The 17,507-nt window shown below is 64.6% G+C and carries 14 protein-coding genes; all 14 read left to right on the top strand.

Annotated features, from left to right (window positions below; genetic code table 11):
• The first annotated feature begins 149 nt into the window (after window positions 1-149).
• The 14 genes from motA to KUV72_RS06750 all read left to right on the top strand — a co-directional run bounded on the left by motA (window position 150) and on the right by KUV72_RS06750 (window position 17,507).
• Window positions 150-1,022, top strand: a complete 873-nt coding sequence (gene motA, locus KUV72_RS06685; protein ID WP_206941906.1) for a flagellar motor stator protein MotA — start codon at window positions 150-152, stop codon at window positions 1,020-1,022.
• Window positions 1,019-1,990, top strand: coding sequence for a flagellar motor protein MotB (gene motB, locus KUV72_RS06690; RefSeq protein ID WP_206941907.1), 972 nt, complete (start codon window positions 1,019-1,021; stop codon window positions 1,988-1,990). The genes motA and motB overlap by 4 nt, the downstream gene beginning before the upstream one ends.
• A gap of 17 nt (window positions 1,991-2,007) precedes the next feature.
• Window positions 2,008-4,167: a chemotaxis protein CheA gene (gene cheA / locus KUV72_RS06695; protein ID WP_222237855.1), complete on the top strand. Its 2,160-nt coding sequence runs from the start codon at window positions 2,008-2,010 to the stop codon at window positions 4,165-4,167.
• Window positions 4,164-4,667 carry a chemotaxis protein CheW gene (cheW, locus tag KUV72_RS06700; RefSeq protein ID WP_206941909.1) on the top strand — a complete coding sequence of 168 codons (504 nt, stop codon included), beginning with the start codon at window positions 4,164-4,166 and terminating at the stop codon, window positions 4,665-4,667. Before cheA ends, cheW begins: the two co-directional genes overlap by 4 nt.
• 76 nt (window positions 4,668-4,743) lie before the next feature.
• Window positions 4,744-6,483 carry a methyl-accepting chemotaxis protein gene (locus KUV72_RS06705; protein ID WP_315857860.1) on the top strand — a complete coding sequence of 580 codons (1,740 nt, stop codon included), beginning with the start codon at window positions 4,744-4,746 and terminating at the stop codon, window positions 6,481-6,483.
• Window positions 6,484-6,575: 92 nt separating this feature from the next.
• Entirely contained in the window at window positions 6,576-8,726 is a 2,151-nt protein-coding gene (locus tag KUV72_RS06710) for a methyl-accepting chemotaxis protein (protein WP_222238045.1), read from the top strand.
• 44 nt (window positions 8,727-8,770) lie between these two features.
• Window positions 8,771-9,607 carry a CheR family methyltransferase gene (locus KUV72_RS06715; RefSeq protein ID WP_222238046.1) on the top strand — a complete coding sequence of 279 codons (837 nt, stop codon included), beginning with the start codon at window positions 8,771-8,773 and terminating at the stop codon, window positions 9,605-9,607.
• A 55-nt stretch (window positions 9,608-9,662) separates the two neighbouring features.
• Window positions 9,663-10,721 carry a chemotaxis response regulator protein-glutamate methylesterase gene (locus tag KUV72_RS06720; protein ID WP_315857861.1) on the top strand — a complete coding sequence of 353 codons (1,059 nt, stop codon included), beginning with the start codon at window positions 9,663-9,665 and terminating at the stop codon, window positions 10,719-10,721.
• A 42-nt stretch (window positions 10,722-10,763) separates the two neighbouring features.
• A complete protein-coding gene (locus KUV72_RS19965; RefSeq protein ID WP_222237857.1) occupies window positions 10,764-12,455 on the top strand; it encodes a methyl-accepting chemotaxis protein in 1,692 nt (563 codons plus the stop codon).
• 39 nt (window positions 12,456-12,494) lie between these two features.
• The gene (gene cheY / locus KUV72_RS06730) at window positions 12,495-12,884 is read left to right on the top strand and encodes a chemotaxis response regulator CheY (RefSeq protein ID WP_206941913.1); all 390 of its coding nucleotides are present in this window, start codon (window positions 12,495-12,497) and stop codon (window positions 12,882-12,884) included.
• A gap of 26 nt (window positions 12,885-12,910) precedes the next feature.
• A complete protein-coding gene (gene cheZ / locus KUV72_RS06735) occupies window positions 12,911-13,567 on the top strand; it encodes a protein phosphatase CheZ (RefSeq protein ID WP_206941914.1) in 657 nt (218 codons plus the stop codon).
• A gap of 229 nt (window positions 13,568-13,796) precedes the next feature.
• The gene (flhB, locus tag KUV72_RS06740) at window positions 13,797-14,975 is read left to right on the top strand and encodes a flagellar biosynthesis protein FlhB (protein ID WP_206941916.1); all 1,179 of its coding nucleotides are present in this window, start codon (window positions 13,797-13,799) and stop codon (window positions 14,973-14,975) included.
• A gap of 43 nt (window positions 14,976-15,018) precedes the next feature.
• The gene (gene flhA, locus KUV72_RS06745) at window positions 15,019-17,100 is read left to right on the top strand and encodes a flagellar biosynthesis protein FlhA (protein ID WP_222237858.1); all 2,082 of its coding nucleotides are present in this window, start codon (window positions 15,019-15,021) and stop codon (window positions 17,098-17,100) included.
• Entirely contained in the window at window positions 17,097-17,507 is a 411-nt protein-coding gene (locus tag KUV72_RS06750; RefSeq protein WP_206941920.1) for a flagellar protein FlhE, read from the top strand. Before flhA ends, KUV72_RS06750 begins: the two co-directional genes overlap by 4 nt.

The raw sequence follows: 17,507 nt of genomic DNA on the forward strand, positions 1-17,507 counted from the left end.
TCGCGACCACGATGGAGCCGGTGCAAACCCCGACCCGCCGCGAACAGGCACTTTTTTTCCATGAACGCTGATTTCACGCTCAAGTCCTGCGTGATCAGGCCGATAACACCAGCAGAACGTCTTCCACGTCCCAGCAAAGGATAGTCGTCGTGCTGATACCCATCGGATTCGCGGTCGTGCTGCTGTCGGTGTTCGGAGGCTTCGTGCTTTCCGGCGGCAGCCTGGGCCCGCTGTTCCAGCCGACCGAACTGCTGATGATCGGTGGTGCCGGTCTCGGTGCCTTCATCGCCTCCAACCACGGCAAGGCGCTCAAGGCGACCTTCCGCATCTTCCCGCGCCTGAAACGCTCCAAGCGTTATGACAAGGCCATGTACATGGAGCTGATGGCGCTGCTCTACCGGATTCTGGCCAAGGTCCGGCGCGACGGCATGCTCGGAATCGAGCGGGATATCGACAACCCCGCCGAGAGCGCACTGTTCAGCGAGTATCCCAAGGTGCTCGCCGACCCCATGATCATGAACTTTCTGACCGACTACCTGCGCCTGATGGTCGCCGGCAGCATGGATCCCATGGAGATCGACGAACTGATGCTCCATGAGATCGAGATGTTCGAACAGGAAGCGCATATCCCCGCCGATGCCATCGCCAAGGTCGGCGACGCCATGCCGGCCTTCGGGATCGTGGCCGCGGTCATGGGCGTGGTGAAGGCGCTCAGCGCTTCCGCCGCCGACCCTTCCGAGATGGGCGTGATGATTGCCCACGCTCTGGTCGGCACCTTCCTCGGGATTCTGCTGGGATATGGCTTTATCAGCCCACTGGCCAGCCGCATCGAGCGCCAGACAGGCGAGTCGGTGAAGATGCTGCAATGCCTGCGTGTCACCATGCTGGCCAGCCTGCATGGCTACCCGCCGCAGCTGGCGGTGGAATTCGGCCGCAAGGCGTTGCACACCAGCGAGCGCCCCAGCTTCAAGGAGCTGGAAGATCACGTGCGTGACGCCAAGGCTGGCGCGGGGGCGGCATGAGCAGCGCCGACCAGCGTCGCCCCATCATCATCCGCCGCAAGAAAGTGGTGCATCGTCACCATGGTGGCAGTTGGAAGATCGCCCTGGCCGACTTCATGACCGCACTGATGGCGCTGTTTCTGGTGATGTGGATCCTGTCATCCTCCAGCCGCGAGACCCGCGAGGGGGTCGCCGACTATTTCAGCATGCCGCTGCTGGCGTCGATGACCAACGGTGACAGCGTCGCCATGAGCCCCCAGGTCATTCCTGGAGGCGGCCCCGACGTGACCAGCCAGCAGGGCGAGCGCATGCGCATCGACCTGAAGCGCCAGACCCGGCCCAGCGAGCAACAGCGCCGGGCCTTTCGCAACCTGCAGCAGCGTATCGAGCTGGCCATCCAGCAGGACCCCAAGCTACGCGGCCTGCGCGATCAACTGCGTTTTGACATGACCCAGGAAGGCCTGCGTATTCAGCTCCTGGACGATGAGCAGCGTCCGATGTTCGCGCTGGGAAGCGATCGGGTGGCGCCCTACCTGCGGGACCTGTTGCGTACCATGGCTCCCCTGCTCAATGACCTGCCCAACGACCTCAGCATCAGCGGCCACACCGATAGCCTGGCCTACCTCAACAGCAACGGTAGCTACAGCAACTGGGAGCTGTCCTCGGACCGCGCCAATGCGTCGCGCCGCGAGCTGATCGGCGGCGGCCTCGACAGTGGCAAGCTGTTGCGCGTGGCCGGTCTGGCCGACCAGGTCGTCATGCCCGACACCCAGGCCGACGACCCGATAAACCGCCGCATCGAGCTGGTGGTGCTGTTTCCCAGTGTGGCCGAGCTGATCCGTCATCCCGGCACGCTGGATCCGCGCTCCACGCCCCCCACCAGCAATGACAACAGGGCACTGATGGCAGGCCCCCTCGAGAACATCGAAGCGCGCTTCCAGGGCGCCCTGGCCAATGCCACGACAGCGCCGTCCGACGAGCCCCACTGACCCCGGGTGACACACGCATGGATATCACCGATTTCTACGACACCTTCTTCGAGGAAGCCGAAGAACTGTTGGCAGACATGGAGCGCCATCTGCTGGAGCTTGACCCGGCGGCGCCGGACACCGAGCAGCTCAACGCCATCTTTCGTGCCGCCCACTCCATCAAGGGCGGCGCCGGCACGTTCGGCTTCGACGTGTTGCAACGCACCACACACCTGTTCGAGAACCTGCTCGACCATACCCGCCGGGGGGAGCTGCGCCTGCGCCCCGACATCGTCGATATCTTTCTGGAAACCAAGGACATGCTCAACGACCAGCTGGACGCCTATCGCAACGAACAGGCGCCGGATCAAGAGGCCTACGAGCGCATCTGCCAGACCCTGAAGACGCTGGCCCTGGAAGAGATCGGCCAGTCTCTGGATGGCGGCCATGAGGCAGCACCAGCGCCAACGCCCGCCACGCCACCACAGCCTGAGACAGCCCCGGCCGAAGAATCGCCCACCCTCCCGAGCGCAGGAGACCGACTGTTAGTCGCGCTGATCGGCGTCGGCGACAAGGACCGGGAACTGCTGGTGGAAGAGCTGGCCCAGCTGGGCGAGGTGGTGGAACAGCGCGGCGATGCCGAGCGCTACGAAGTGGTGCTGTCCACCAGCGTCAGCGCTGAGGATATCGAGGCGGTGATGTGCTTTATCGCCGAGCCAGAGCAGGTAGCGATCAGCACCGCAGCCTCATCCAACGCGGCCGCTGACGTGCACGCGCAGGCAACAGGCAGCGAGCCGGAGGCTTCTTCACAGGGCCCTGCTTCCACCGACTCTCCGTCCACATCGCAGCCTGACTCGACGCCCTCTGCTACGACGCCCCCTGCTTCGACGCCTTCTGCCTCTGCGCCCCCTGCCAAGGCGGCGGCTGGTGCCGAGCGCAAGACCAGCGCGAAACCGGCCAAGGAAAACAGCTCCATCAGGGTGTCGGTGGACAAGGTCGACCAGATCATCAACCTCGTCGGTGAGCTGATCATCACCCAGTCCATGCTCGATCAGACGGTCAGCGAGCTGGACGGCGCCGCCGATCCGCGCCTGCTCAACGGGATGAACCTGCTGCAGCGCAATGCCCGGGACCTGCAGGAAGCCGTGATGTCGGTGCGCATGGTGCCCATGGACTATGTCTTCAGCCGCTACCCCAGACTGGTTCGGGACCTGGCCGGCAAGCTCGACAAGGAAGTGGAGCTGACCACCGAAGGCGAGTCCACTGAGCTCGACAAGAGCCTGACCGAACGCATCATCGACCCGCTGACGCACCTGGTTCGCAACAGCCTGGATCACGGTATCGAGTCTCCCCAGACCCGCCTGGCCGCCGGCAAGCCTGCCACCGGACGCCTGACCCTGTCGGCCCAGCACCAGGGCGGCAACATTCTGATCGAGGTGATCGACGACGGTGCCGGACTCGACCGTGAACGCATCCTGGCCAAGGCCAGAGACAGCGGCCTCAGCGTGTCCGACAGCATGAGCGATGACGAGGTCTGGCAGCTGATCTTCGCACCGGGATTCTCGACCGCCGCCCAGGTCAGCGACGTGTCTGGCCGCGGGGTCGGCATGGACGTGGTCAAACGCAACATCCAGGCCATGGGCGGTCACGTGGAAATTCTGTCGCGCCAGGGCCAGGGCACCACCACCCGCATCGTGCTGCCGCTGACCCTGGCCATCCTCGACGGCATGTCGATCAGAGTCGGCGATGAAACCTTCATCCTGCCCCTGTCGGCGGTGCTGGAGTCGCTGCAGCCGTCCAGGGAGCACCTCTATTCCATGGCCGGCGATGACCAGGTGCTACAGGTTCGCGATGAATACCTGCCGGTGGTGGCGGTACACGAAGCGCTGGATGTCGCCAATGCCCGTACCGAGATCACCGAGACCATCGCGGTCATCGTCCAGGGCGAGGGCCGCCGCTATGCCCTGCTGGTGGACGACCTGATCGGCCAGCAGCAGGTCGTGGTGAAGAATCTCGAGACCAACTACCGGCGAGTCCCCGGTGTTTCTGCCGCCACCATCCTCGGTGATGGCAGCGTGGCGCTGATCCTCGATATCGCCGATCTGCACCGGCTGCATCGGGAGAAGCGCCAGCGCAAGCCCCGCGAACTCGCTAGCCAGACCGCCTCTCACTCCCTGACGGAGGACCTTTCAGCATGAACCAGCACACCGATCTGGCGGCGCAGGCCGCCACCGACCTGAGCCATCGTGAATTTCTGGTGTTTTCCCTCGGTGACGAGGAATACGCCATCGACATCCTCAAGGTTCAGGAGATTCGTGGCTACGAGAACGTCACCCGCATCGCCAACGCACCGGCCTTCATCAAGGGTGTCACCAACTTGCGTGGCGTGATCGTTCCGATTGTCGACCTGCGCATCAAGTTCCACCTGGAGCGGGTGGAGTACGGCGGCCAGACCGTGGTCATCGTGGTCAACGTGGGCACACGGGTGGTCGGCATCGTGGTCGATGCGGTCTCCGACGTCATGACCCTGGCGCCGGACCAGATCAAGCCAGCGCCGGAATTCGGCGTGACCCTGTCGTCGGACTACCTGAGCGGTCTGGGCAGCCTCGATGACCGCATGCTGGTACTGGTGGACATCGACAAGCTGCTGACCAGCGATGAAATGGCCCTGGTCGAGCACGCCGGCGCCAGTGCCTGAACACGCCCCTGACGACACTCCGACGACTCCAACGCCCCACGGCTGACAAGAAAAGACGCCCCAATAGGAATGGCACGTGAAGCGACTCAACGACATGACGGTAAGACTGAGCTGGACCCTGGTACTCGGCACCTTCGCGCTGCTGGTACTGGTGCTCAGCGGCCTTGGCCTGTACATCACCTCGCTTAGTGAGAATTCGATCCAGCGACTCAATGAAGTCAATGTCGATCAGCAGTCGACGCTCAATCGGGTCAATTCCCAGCAGCTTTTCGTACAGGTGGAGCTGCGCGACATCCAAGCCGGACTGCTCGACGCCGTCTGGCCTGAGGAGCGGGAACCCCTGACCGCCGCCGCCGCCGCGCTGGACGTCCAGCTGGTCCAGCTCAAGCAGGTCTTTGACGAGTTCATGGCCTTGCCGGCACGGCCCGAACAAGCGGAGCGAATCGCTGCTGTCGAAGCCAGCTTTCATGCTCTGGTCGATGAAGGCCTGGCCCCGCAGCAGGCCGCGCTGGCAGCGGGCAATACCGATGCCTTCACCCAGGGTCGCGAGAACCTGATCGGTCTGAGCACAGCCTTCTATACCGCGGCGGTCGACTTCTTCGTCACGGCCGAGCACAACGGTCATGCCCTGTACGACACCTTTCTCGAGCGCATGAGCCTACTGCAATGGGCCATCATTGCGGTACTTGTGATCGCTGCCCTGACCATCGCTGGCGTGCTGTGGGGAGTGACCATCAACGTCATTCGCCCGCTCGGCAGGCTGGTTGGCTACTTCGAAGCCGTGGAGGGAGGACGCCTCGACCAGCAGATTCCTCAGCGCGGCAACAACGAGATCGGCCGTCTTTACGCCTCCCTGGCCAAGATGCAGGCCGGACTCGCCAGCACCGTCGGTGCCGTGCGCGACAGCGGCGACCTGATCTACCGTGGCGCCCAGCATATCGCCAGCGGCAACAACGACCTGTCAGCGCGCACCGAGCAGCAGGCGGCAGCCCTGGAGGAAACCGCCTCGAGCATGGAAGAGCTGTCCTCCACGGTCAGCCAGAACGCCGACAACGCACGCCAGGCCAGCCAGCTGGCCAATGAAGCCAGCAGTGCCGCTGGCCGTGGCGGCGACGTGATGGAATCGGTCGTCACCACCATGCATGACATCCGCTCTGGCTCCCACCGGGTAGCGGACATCGTCGGCACCATCGATGCCATCGCCTTCCAGACCAACATCCTGGCGCTGAATGCGTCGGTGGAAGCCGCCCGTGCCGGTGAACATGGCCGCGGCTTCGCCGTGGTCGCCGAGGAAGTGCGCAAGCTGGCCAGCCGCTCCTCCGAGGCGGCCCGCGAAATTCGCGAGCTGATCGACGCCTCCTTGAGCCAGGTCGGCTCCGGCTCCGAGCTGGTCGATGAAGCCGGCGGGGTCATGCGCGAGCTGGTGAAGGCGGTGACGCGGGTCAGCGACATCATGGACGAAATCGCCTCTGCCACCACCGAACAGAGCCACGGCATCGGCCAGGTCAACGACGCCATCACCCAGATGGAACAGGTCACTCAGCAGAACGCCCAGCTGGTGCAGCAGGCAGCATCGGCCTCCAATCAGCTTGAGGCCGAGGCCAGCCGCCTGACCGCCACCATGAGCCGCTTCCAGCTTGTCGAAAGCGGTGAGCGCCAGCGCCAGGACGACCTGACCCGCTGGATGCCGGCGCTGCGCTCGAGTCAGCGCGATGCCGACGCCAGCCGTCACGCGCAACAACGCAACGAACACGCCAGCAGTACCACCAGCCGCGCAGACGGCAATGCGAGTGAAGAGGAGTGGGAGTCGTTCTGACGCCCTGACCCGAACCGCGCTGGCGTGCCCCTAAACACCCAGCGCGGAGCCCAAAAAGAAACACATAAGAACACCGCCACGCAGGGGGCATGATGCGCAACAATCAACCCACGACACAACGAGAGTTCGTCCTCGACGACGAGCACTTCCTGATCTCCCGTACCGACCTTCAGGGCCGTATCACCTACGCCAACCCGGCGTTCGTCGAGGTCAGCGGCTTCAGCCGTGACGAGCTGGTCGGCGCCCATCACAACCTGGTGCGCCATCCGGACATGCCGCCAGCGGCCTTTGCCGATCTGTGGAAGACCCTGAAGGCTGGGCGCAACTGGCAAGGCCTGGTCAAGAACCGGCGCAAGAATGGCGACTTCTACTGGGTCAAGGCCAGCGTATCTCCGCTGGAAGAAGGCGGAGAGGTCGTGGGGTACGCCTCTGTCCGTACCAAGGCCTCTGCCGATGAAGTGGCGCTGGCCGAGCGCGCCTACGCGGACTACCACGCGGGCAAGCGTCGCCCTCGCTTCGTCCTGCGCCAGGGTGAGCTGAAGCGACGTGGCCTGCTGGGCGCCCTGGGCCGCCTGAATCTGACCAGCATGAAGGCCCGCCTGATTGGCCTGATCGGCGTCGCCGTCCTGCTGCTGGCCACCAGCGGCGCGGTGGGTCTGTACGCCGAGCGTCAGGCGGAAAGCCACCTGGCCGCCATTCACCAGGATGGTCTGCAGGACGTGGCCCGGCTGCAGCGCATGGATCAGCTGATCACCCAGGGCTACCAGTCGCTGGTCGGCAAGGAACGCATGGCGCTGATGGACAAGCGCGAAGAGCATGCCGCCAACCTGGCGGGCATTCAGGAAAGCCTGACGAAGCTATGGGACGGCTATCACGTCCGTGAGGTCAACCAGACCGCGCTGGCGGACGCCTTCGACACCCAGTTGAACGACTATCTGGAAGAAGGCCTCGGCGCCTCCATCGATATCCTGTCCGGTGATGACAGCTACGAAGTGTTTGTGGCCCTGCCCAATCATATCGGCGGTGTGGAGGCCCAGGGCAAGGCGCTGTCGAATCGCGTTACCAGTCTGATCCAGGACAAGCAGGCGTCCGCCAATGCCCTGGCCATGCAGGCCAATCAGATGCAGCAAAATATGCTGATGGTGCTCGCCGGCGTTCTCGGCGCAGGCCTGTTGCTGTTGGTCCTGATTGGCACCCTGACCCTGCGCGCCATGCTCAAGCCACTGCGCGATGTGCAGCGCTTCAGCCTGCAGATCGCCTCCGGCAATCTCGGTGCCCAGGTCCCGCGTGCCCGCCGCGATGAGTTTGGCCAGGTCGTCTCTGGCCTCGACGTCATGCGCAAGAGCCTCGGCAGCATCGTCGGCGACGTCAATCGCGCCATCGCCCAGGTCACGCCTGCGGTGGGTGAGATCGCGCGTGGCAACGAAGACCTGTCGGCACGTACCGAACAGCAGGCGTCGTCGTTGCAGCAGACCGCCGCCAGCATGGAAGAGATGACCACCACGGTGGCCCATAACAGCGACAACGCCCGTCAGGCCAGCGGCCTGGCCTCTGACAACGCTGAACGGACCCAGGCCACCGGCGAGCTGATGCAGCGCCTGGTCGGCAACATGGGGGAGATCACCGAAGGGTCACGCAAGATGGCCGAGATCATCTCGACCATCGATGCCATCGCCTTCCAGACCAACATCCTGGCACTGAACGCCTCGGTCGAAGCCGCCCGTGCCGGTGAGCAAGGCCGTGGCTTTGCGGTGGTGGCCGGAGAGGTGCGCACCCTGGCCGGGCGCTCCGCCGATGCCGCCAGCGAAATTCGGGCACTGATCGACGATGCCAACCAGCGCGTGGATGGCGGAGCCGCTCTGGTACGTCAAGCCGAGGCATCCATGACCGAGGTCATGGAAGCCACCACCCGGGTTAATGACATCATGGCGGAGATAACCGCAGCGTCCAACGAGCAGAGCAACGGCATCGTGCAAATCAATCAGGCCGTCGCCGAAATGGACCAGGTCACCCAGCAGAACGCCGCTCGGGTGCAGACGTCCGCCGCTGCCGCCATGCGCTTGCGGGATCACAGTGAGGCGCTGTCGTTCGCTATCCGCGCCTTCCGTCTCAAGGGCGCCGTGCGCGAAGAGGTCAGTGAACAGCCCGACACCACACGCCGCCCGGCTGCCAACGAGCCAGCGCCCTCCCGCGCAGCTCCTGCGGCCCCATCATCACACCACGAGGAGTGGGAAGCCTTTTGAACGACCCCCTGGCAGCCTCTATCAGCGGTCAACCGAGCGAGGCCATGGCCTCGCTCGAGCGCGACCTGCTGTTGACCGAACGAGACTTTTCTCGCATTCGTCAGCTGATCTACGAGCGGGCCGGTATCGTGCTGGCCGAGCACAAGCGCGAGATGGTCTACAGCCGTCTGGCCAAGCGCCTGCGCCATCACGGCCTGGTACGCTTCAGTGACTACCTGGAGCGGCTCGAACAGCGCCCGGACGCCAGGGAATGGGAAGCCTTCACCAACGCCCTGACCACCAACCTCACGGCCTTCTTCCGTGAGGCCCACCATTTTCCCTTGCTGGCAGAGCACGCTCGTCAGCGCTCCGGCGGCTACCGCGTCTGGAGCGCCGCCGCCTCTACCGGCGAGGAGCCCTACTCCATCGCCATGACCTTGAGCGATGCCCTTGGCGGCAACACCGCCAATCTTGAGGTCATCGCCACCGATATCGATACCGAGGCACTGGCCCGCGCCCGGGCCGGGGTCTACAGCATCGAGCAGCTGTCGCGGCTGGACCCGGCCCTGCTGAGGCGCCACTTCCTGCGGGGAAAGGGACGTCAGGAGGGTATGGCTCGGGTCCATCCCGAGCTTAGCCGTCGGGTCAGCTTCAACGCCCTCAACCTGCTCTCGCCCAGCTGGGGACTGGAGGGGCGTTTTGACGCCATCTTCTGTCGTAACGTCATGATTTATTTCGACAAGCCGACCCAAAAGCGCATCCTCGAGCGATTTGCCCCCCTGCTCAAGCCCGACGGTCTGCTGTTCGCCGGACATTCCGAGAACTTTTCCCAGATCACCGCCGCCTTCCGCCTGCGCGGGCAGACGGTCTACCAGTTGCCAGGCGCCCTGACAGACGCCTAAAGATCGGCGCGCGCCTGCCGATAATCCTGGCATGGACCACCCAGAGGAGAGCGGCTTGAGTGCCCCCAAGATCAAGGTGTTGTGCGTCGATGATTCGGCACTGATTCGCAACCTGCTCAAGGAAATCATCCAATCCCAGGCGGATATGGAAGTGGTGGCAGTGGCGCCGGATCCCCTGGTGGCGCGCGATTTGATCAAGCGCCACGACCCGGACGTGCTGACGCTGGACGTGGAAATGCCGCGCATGGACGGGCTCGACTTTCTCGAGCGACTGATGCGGCTGCGACCGATGCCCGTGCTGATGGTGTCGTCACTGACCCAGGCCGGCTCGGACATCACCCTGCGGGCGCTTGAGCTTGGCGCGCTGGATTTTGTGGCCAAGCCGACCCTTGGCATCCGCGACGGCATGCTCGACTACGCCAATGACATTGCCGACAAGATACGCGCTGCTGCGCGCTCTCGGCCGCGTCAGACCAAGCCTCGGGAAGCCCCACCACAGCGCCTTTCGGCACCCATCATCGGCAGCGAAAAGCTGGTCGCCATCGGGGCCTCCACCGGCGGCACCGAAGCCATTCGGCAGGTGCTCGAGCCACTGCCTGCCGCCAGCCCGGCGATCATCATCACTCAGCACATGCCTGGGGGCTTTACCCGCTCCTTCGCTGAACGCCTCGACCGGCTGTGCCAGATCGCCGTCAAGGAAGCCAGCGACGGCGAGCGCCTGTTGCCGGGCCATGCCTATATCGCCCCCGGCGATCATCACCTGGAACTCGCCCGCAGCGGTGCCAACTACATCGCGCGACTTCACGCAGGCCCACCGGTCAACCGTCACCGGCCCTCGGTGGACGTGATGTTCGACTCCGTGGCACGCCTGGCGGGTGCCAATGCCGTCGGCGTGCTGCTGACCGGCATGGGCAAGGACGGTGCGGCGGGCCTATTGCGCATGCGCGAAGCCGGCGCCAAGACCCTCGCCCAGGACGAAGCCAGCTGTGTGGTGTTCGGCATGCCGCGGGAAGCCATCGCCCTGGGCGGCGCCACGGAAGTGATTGCATTGCCCGACGTGGCGCCGCGCATCCTGGCCCTGGTGGCCGCAGCAGGGCGCGCCCAACGTGTTTGATCATCGCCCTGGGCAGGGCGCCGTCAGCTAGAGGACTCTACCGTGGCAAGACTTCATCATATTCGCCTGCACACCCTGATGGTGGCGATGCTCGCCAGCCTGCTCGTGGCGGCCATTGTCGGCCTCGGGATCGGCATGCTGAGCAGCCACAAGGCCGCCCAGACCCTGTCGCTGCTCAATCGTATCAACGTCGAGCAGCTCAACGCCGTCAGCCGCGGTGACGCGCTGCTCAATGAGGCCCTGCTGGAAGTGGAAGTGGCATCAGGCGGCGTCAATCAGGAACTGGTGTCCGGACTTGGCCATGCCAGGGAACTGGTCGAACGCGCCAGGACCCACTTTGAACGCTTTTCCGCCGTGCCACGCACCGCCCAGGGAGACGCCACGGGGCAGTTGATCGAGGACCGCTATCCCCAGGTCATCGAGGGCGCGATGACACTGATCGACGCGCTGGAAGCCGGCGACATGACGGGCTTCACCGCGGGCAGCCGTCAACTGGCACCGCAGCTTGACGCCCTCAACGACGTGCTCGACGACTTCAGTCACTACGCCGACCGCCGTGGCGATGTCATCAAGGCCGACTTCGAACGCCAGGTGGCCACGGATCGCCTGCTCGAGATCGCTGCCCTGGTGATGATCCTGCTGGCGGTGCTGGGCGCCTACCTGCTGCTGCGAAGTCTGGTGATCAAACCGCTCAAGCGCGCGGTGAATACCCTGGACGCGATCGCCCACGCCGACCTCTCCCAGCCCATCGAGGTGCGCGGCAACAACGAGATCAGCCAGCTGTTCACCGCCATGCACCAGATGCAGGCCAAGCTGGGCCAGACCGTCAGCGAGGTACGCCATGGAGGAGTTCGCATGGCCGACGCCAGTCGCGAGATCGCCGCTGGCAATGTCGACCTGTCGGCACGCACCGAACAACAGGCGGCATCGATCGAACAGACCGCCGCCAGCATGGACGAACTGACCACCACCGTTGCCCAGAATGCCGATAATGCAGGCCAGGCGCGACATCTGGCGAGCCAGGCCTCGACCACCGCCGAGCAGGGCGGAGACGTGGTCGGGCGGGTGGTCGAGACGATGGAGACCATCAGCCAGGATTCCCGTCAGATCAGCGATATCACCGGGATGATCGACGCCATTGCCTTCCAGACCAACATCCTGGCGCTGAATGCCTCGGTGGAAGCCGCCAGGGCCGGCGAGCAGGGCCGTGGCTTCGCGGTCGTCGCCGGCGAGGTGCGCAGCCTGGCCAGCCGCAGCGCCGAGGCGGCAGGACGTATCAAGACGCTGATCGAGACATCCACCCAGCGTATCGACGGGGGCACCCAGCTGGCACGCCAGGCCGGTGACACCATGGCCGAGGTGGTCAACGCCGTGCGCCGGGTCCACGACATTGTCGACGAGATCGCCGTGGCCTCCCGCGAGCAGAGCGAGGGTATCGGCCAGATCGGACAGGCCGTCACCCAACTCGACCAGACCACCCAGCAAAATGCAGCGCTGGTACAGCAGGTATCCCGCGCCGCCGAAGACCTGGCCATCCAGGCCCGCCAGCTGGCCACGACGGTCGCCATCTTCCAGCTGCCCGACGATAGCAACGCCGCGCTTTCCCAGCGCGCCCTGGAACCGGTCGCGGACGCGCCAACGCTTGCTGACGCAAGACTGCGCAACGACGAGTCGGCACCCCCCGCAACACGCACCGCACAACGACACGAAGAAATCGAATGGGAGGCCTTCTAGGCCCCCTCCTCCCCAAGCGAACGATGAGGAACCTGATTCATGGCCGACAAGAACATGCGCATTCTGGTGGTGGACGATTTTCCCACCATGCGACGTATCGTGCGCAGCCTGCTCAAGGAACTGGGCTTCACCAATGTAGAAGAAGCCGAGGACGGACAGGACGGGCTCAACAAGCTGCGTGAAGGCGGCTACGACTTTGTCGTCTCCGACTGGAACATGCCGAACCTGGACGGCCTCGAGATGCTCAAGACCATCCGCGGCGACGACAGTCTGAAGGCACTGCCGGTGTTGATGGTGACCGCCGAGGCCAAGAAGGAAAACATCATTGCCGCGGCCCAGGCTGGCGCCAACGGCTATGTGGTCAAGCCCTTCACCGCCGCCACCCTGGAAGAAAAGCTGAATAAGATCTTCGAAAAGCTCGGCATGTGACGCCAAGGCGTCACCAGGAGACAACGATGACACACCCGCAGATCGCCAGCGCCAACTCCGGTGCACAAGGCGACGACCTGGTCCAGCGCATTGGCCAGCTGACCCGCATGCTGCGTGAAAGCATGCGTGAGCTGGGCCTGGACAAGGAGATCGAAAAGGCCGCAGAGGCCATCCCCGACGCTCGTGATCGTCTCAGCTACGTGGCCAGCATGACGGAACAGGCCGCAGAACGTTCACTCAACGCCATCGATCGCGCCCAGCCTCTGCAGGATAGCCTGAGCGAGCATGCCCAGGCCCTGGACGAGCGCTGGCAGGCCTGGTTCGACGCTCCCAAGGAGCTGGACGACGCCCGCGACCTGGTCAGCGACACTCGCGCCTATCTGGCGATGGTGCCGGAAAACACCCAGGCCACCCAGAAGGAGCTGCTGGAAATCTTGATGGCACAGGATTTTCAGGACCTCACTGGCCAGGTGATCAAGCGCATGATGGACGTCATCCGTGAGATTGAGGACCAGCTGGTGCAGGTGCTCATCGACAATGTGCCTGATACGGATGCCCGCGACAGCCTGCGGCGGCGCAACGAGGACTCGCTGCTCAACGGCCCGCAGATCAAGCCGGAAAGCAGCGACGTGGTGGCCAGTCAGGACCAGGTCGACGATCTGCTGGACGAGCTTGGCTTCTAAGCTCACGCCGTTGTCCATACGCCTGGTGACAGGCCTGCCGTGCGCGTGATCGCCGACGACATCGTTCGGCTGCGGCGCTGATCCGGCGTCTGACCGTCCTTCCCAGGAATGTCTCTGGGCTTACCTCCATCCGGGGGTAAGCCTGCGTTCTCGTCATCTTTTCGAGCCTTTGATCTGGCTAACAGCGGCGACAATGGGTCATACCAGAATCTGTGCCCATTGACTGCCCATGGCCGATAGCGCGAGCGATCAGGAAAAGACCGAAGAGGCCACACCCCGACGCCTGGAGAAGGCCAGGGAGGAGGGCCAGGTAGCCCGTTCCCGCGAGCTGGCCACCTTTATGCTGCTGCTGGGCGGCGTGGTCGGGCTGTGGTCGATGGGTGCCATGCTTTACGGTCAGCTAGGTTCGGTCATGGAGCAGGCCTTCCTGTTCGAGCGGCGCGAGGCCATGGAAACCATGCCGATGCTGTCCCAGGCCCTCGACCTGGGTAGCCGCACCCTGATCAGCCTGATTCCCCTGTTCCTGCTGCTGACACTGATCGCGCTGGTGGCGCCGGCGCTGCTGGGAGGCTGGCTGGTGTCGGCCAAGTCGCTCAAGCCGCAGCTGTCCAAGCTCAACCCCGCCAAGGGGCTCAAGCGGATGTTCTCGACCCACGCCCTGGCAGAGCTGGCCAAGGCCATTGCCAAGTCGGTACTGGTCGGCGGCGTCGGCCTGGGCTACGTCTATCTGCATAAGGGCGATGCGCTGGGCCTGATGGAGATGCCGATCGCCGCCGCCCTGGCCGCAGCGATGCGCATGGCGGCCGAAGCCAGCGCCTTGATGGTGCTGACCCTGGTGGTGGTGATCCTGATCGACGTGCCGTATCAGCTCTGGAGCCACGCCAAGAAGCTGCGCATGAGCAAGGAAGAGATCAAACAGGAACACAAGGAATCCGAGGGCGACCCCCAGGTCAAGGGCCGCATTCGTCAGCAGCAGCAGGCCATGGCCCGCGGGCGCATGATGAGCAAGGTGCCCGAGGCCGATGTGGTCGTGACCAACCCCACCCACTTCGCCGTGGCCTTGAGTTACCGCGAGGGCAACATGGGGGCGCCGCGGGTGGTGGCCAAGGGAGCCGACGCGGTGGCCGCACGCATCCGCGACCTGGCCCAGGAGGCTGGAGTGCCGCTGCTGGAGGCGCCGCCGCTGGCAAGAACGCTCTACCGCCACGTGGATCTCGATCGCGAGATTCCCATGGCGCTGTATACCGCCGTGGCTGAGGTGCTGGCCTGGGCTTTCGGCCTCAAGCGAGCCGCCAGCGAGGGCGAGGCCCCGCCCCCTGCCCCCACGGCCATTGCCGTTCCCGACGAGCTGGCCGTGGCCGCCGATGCGCCCGAACAGGACGTGACTACCGATGAGAGACAGCCATGACCGCTGACACCAGCACCCGATCCAGGCTTGACGGAGCACGCGGATGAAGTCGTTTTCCCAGTATCTGACGCGCCGCGACTGGATGGCCGAGGTGCCAATGAAGGTGCTGGCCGGGCCGCTGCTGATCATCATGATCCTGTCGATGATGATTCTGCCGCTGCCGCCCTTCGCGCTGGATCTGTTCTTCACCTTCAACATCGCCCTGGCGGTGATGGTGCTGCTGGTCAGCATGTTCACCGAGAAGCCGCTGGACTTCGCTGCCTTCCCGGCGGTGCTGCTGTTCACCACCCTGCTCAGGCTGTCACTCAACGTCGCCTCGACCCGGGTCGTGCTGATGAACGGCCATGAAGGTGGCGACGCCGCGGGCAAGGTCATCGAGGCCTTCGGCCAGTTCCTGGTCGGCGGCAATTTCGCCGTGGGGCTGGTGGTCTTCCTGATCCTGGTGATCATCAACTTCATGGTTATCACCAAGGGTGCGGGGCGCATCGCCGAAGTGGGCGCTCGCTTCATGCTGGATGCCATGCCCGGCAAGCAGATGGCCATCGACGCCGACCTCAACGCCGGCTTGATCGGCGAGGAAGACGCCAAGCGTCGGCGTGCCGAAGTGGCCCAGGAAGCCGACTTCTACGGTTCCATGGATGGTGCCAGCAAGTTCGTGCGCGGCGACGCCATGGCGGGCCTGGTGATCATGGTGGTCAACGTCCTTGGTGGCCTGATGATCGGCCTGATGCAGTACGACATGGCCTTTTCCGACGCCGCTCGCACTTACATCCTGCTGACCATTGGCGACGGTCTGGTGGCTCAGATCCCGGCCCTGGTCATCTCCACCGCCGCCGGCGTCACGGTCTCTCGGGTCAACACCGACCAGGACGTGGGCCAGCAGATGATCAGCCAGCTGTTCGTCAATCCCAAGGTGCTGCTGCTGGCCGCTGGGGTGATGGGCCTGCTCGGTCTTGTGCCGGGCATGCCCAACCTGGTCTTCCTGCTGTTCACGGGTCTGCTGGCAGGACTTGCCTGGTGGCTATCGCGGCAGTCCGAGAAGCGCCTGGTGGAAGAGCAGGAAAGCGCAACGCCGGCGCCTCCCACCGAAGCCCCGGAGGCCAGCTGGGATGATGTGCAGCTGGTCGACACCCTGGGTCTTGAGGTGGGACATCGCTTGATTCCCCTGGTCGATGCCCGCCAGCAGGGTGAGCTGCTGGGGCGGATCAAGAGTGTGCGCAAGAAGTTTGCCCAGGAAGTCGGGTTTCTGCCGCCGGTGGTACATATTCGCGACAACCTGGAGCTCGACGCCTCGACCTATCGCGTCACCCTCAAGGGGGCAGAGATCGGCCGCGCCGAAGCCTGGCCAGGCCGCTGGCTGGCCATCGACCCCGGTCAGGTGTCCGGCGAACTGGAAGGCACGCCGACCCAGGACCCCGCCTTTGGCCTGCCTGCCATCTGGATCGATGCCAGCCAGCGTGAGCGCGCTCAGGTCTATGGCTACACCGTGGTAGACGCCAGCACCGTAGTGGCCACCCACCTCAATCACCTGCTGCATCGTCATGCGTCCGAGATGCTGGGTCGCCAGGAAGTACAGAAACTGCTCGACAAGCTGGGCAGTGAACAGAAGTCCCTGGTGGAAGAGGTGGTTCCCAAGGCGCTATCGCTGACCGCATTCACCCGGGTATTGCAGCAGCTGCTGGACGAGGATGTGTCGATCCGCGACCTGCGCACGATTCTCGACACCCTGGCAGAACACGCTCCTCATCAACAGGACCCCTCCGAGCTGACGGCGCTGGTGAGGATTGCCCTGGGCCGGGCCATCACCGAGCAGTGGTTTGCCGGCCAGGCGTCCCTCAACGTCATCGGCCTCGAACCTCAGCTGGAGCAGGTACTGAATCAGGCGATGAACGGCAACGGTGCGCTCGAACCGGGGCTGGCCCAGACCCTGATGGACCAGACCGAGGCCGCCCTGGCTCGTCACGAAGCGACCGGCGAGCCGCCGGTCCTGGTGGTATCGCCGAACATGCGTCCAGTGCTGGCGCGCTTCCTGCGTCGGCGCCTGCGTCACCTGGTGGTGATGTCCCAGGCCGAAATTCCAGACGACAGGCTACTGCGCGTCACTCATCAAGTGGGGGGCATGTGAACCGCTTCCTGCGTCGCACCGTTAGCGCTGCCGCTGTGGCCATCGCGGTCGTGCTGGCAAGTGCCACCGCCGTGGCCTTTCCGGGCGCCTGGACCGCCAGCGCTCCGCGCCTGTCCGTCGCCTCCAGCCAACTGGAGCGTGATTCAGCGGCGCTGGCACCGCCCGCCGGACACGCCGATGGTGTCGTCGAGCGAGTGGTCTGGCGCTATCGCCAGGCCCCTGGCGCAGGCCTGTTGGCACGCCTGTGCCATGGCCATCGCTGCGTACGCCTGAACGCCGCGCGTGGCAGCACCGAGGCCTTTGCCGGGCTCGCCGCCGCCGGCCCCTTCGTCTTTCGTTTTCGTCTGGCGGAGGGTGCGCCACCGCAGACGGTCGAGGGCATGACCGTGATCGTCAATCACCGTTGA

It is taken from the genome of Halomonas sp. DP4Y7-1 (assembly GCF_019800705.1).
GTDB classification, from domain to species: Bacteria; Pseudomonadota; Gammaproteobacteria; order Pseudomonadales; family Halomonadaceae; genus Halomonas; species Halomonas litopenaei_A.

Bases quoted from the DNA above. Each gene is read 5' to 3' on its own strand.
- cheY (WP_206941913.1), top strand. From the start codon at position 12,495: ATGGCCGACAAGAACATGCGCATTCTGGTGGTGGACGATTTTCCCACC.
- cheZ (WP_206941914.1), top strand. From the start codon at position 12,911: ATGACACACCCGCAGATCGCCAGCGCCAACTCCGGTGCACAAGGCGAC.
- KUV72_RS06715 (WP_222238046.1), top strand. From the start codon at position 8,771: ATGGCCTCGCTCGAGCGCGACCTGCTGTTGACCGAACGAGACTTTTCT.
- flhA (WP_222237858.1), top strand. From the start codon at position 15,019: ATGAAGTCGTTTTCCCAGTATCTGACGCGCCGCGACTGGATGGCCGAG.
- cheW (WP_206941909.1), top strand. From the start codon at position 4,164: ATGAACCAGCACACCGATCTGGCGGCGCAGGCCGCCACCGACCTGAGC.
- flhB (WP_206941916.1), top strand. From the start codon at position 13,797: ATGGCCGATAGCGCGAGCGATCAGGAAAAGACCGAAGAGGCCACACCC.
- KUV72_RS06710 (WP_222238045.1), top strand. From the start codon at position 6,576: ATGCGCAACAATCAACCCACGACACAACGAGAGTTCGTCCTCGACGAC.
- motB (WP_206941907.1), top strand. From the start codon at position 1,019: ATGAGCAGCGCCGACCAGCGTCGCCCCATCATCATCCGCCGCAAGAAA.
- cheA (WP_222237855.1), top strand. From the start codon at position 2,008: ATGGATATCACCGATTTCTACGACACCTTCTTCGAGGAAGCCGAAGAA.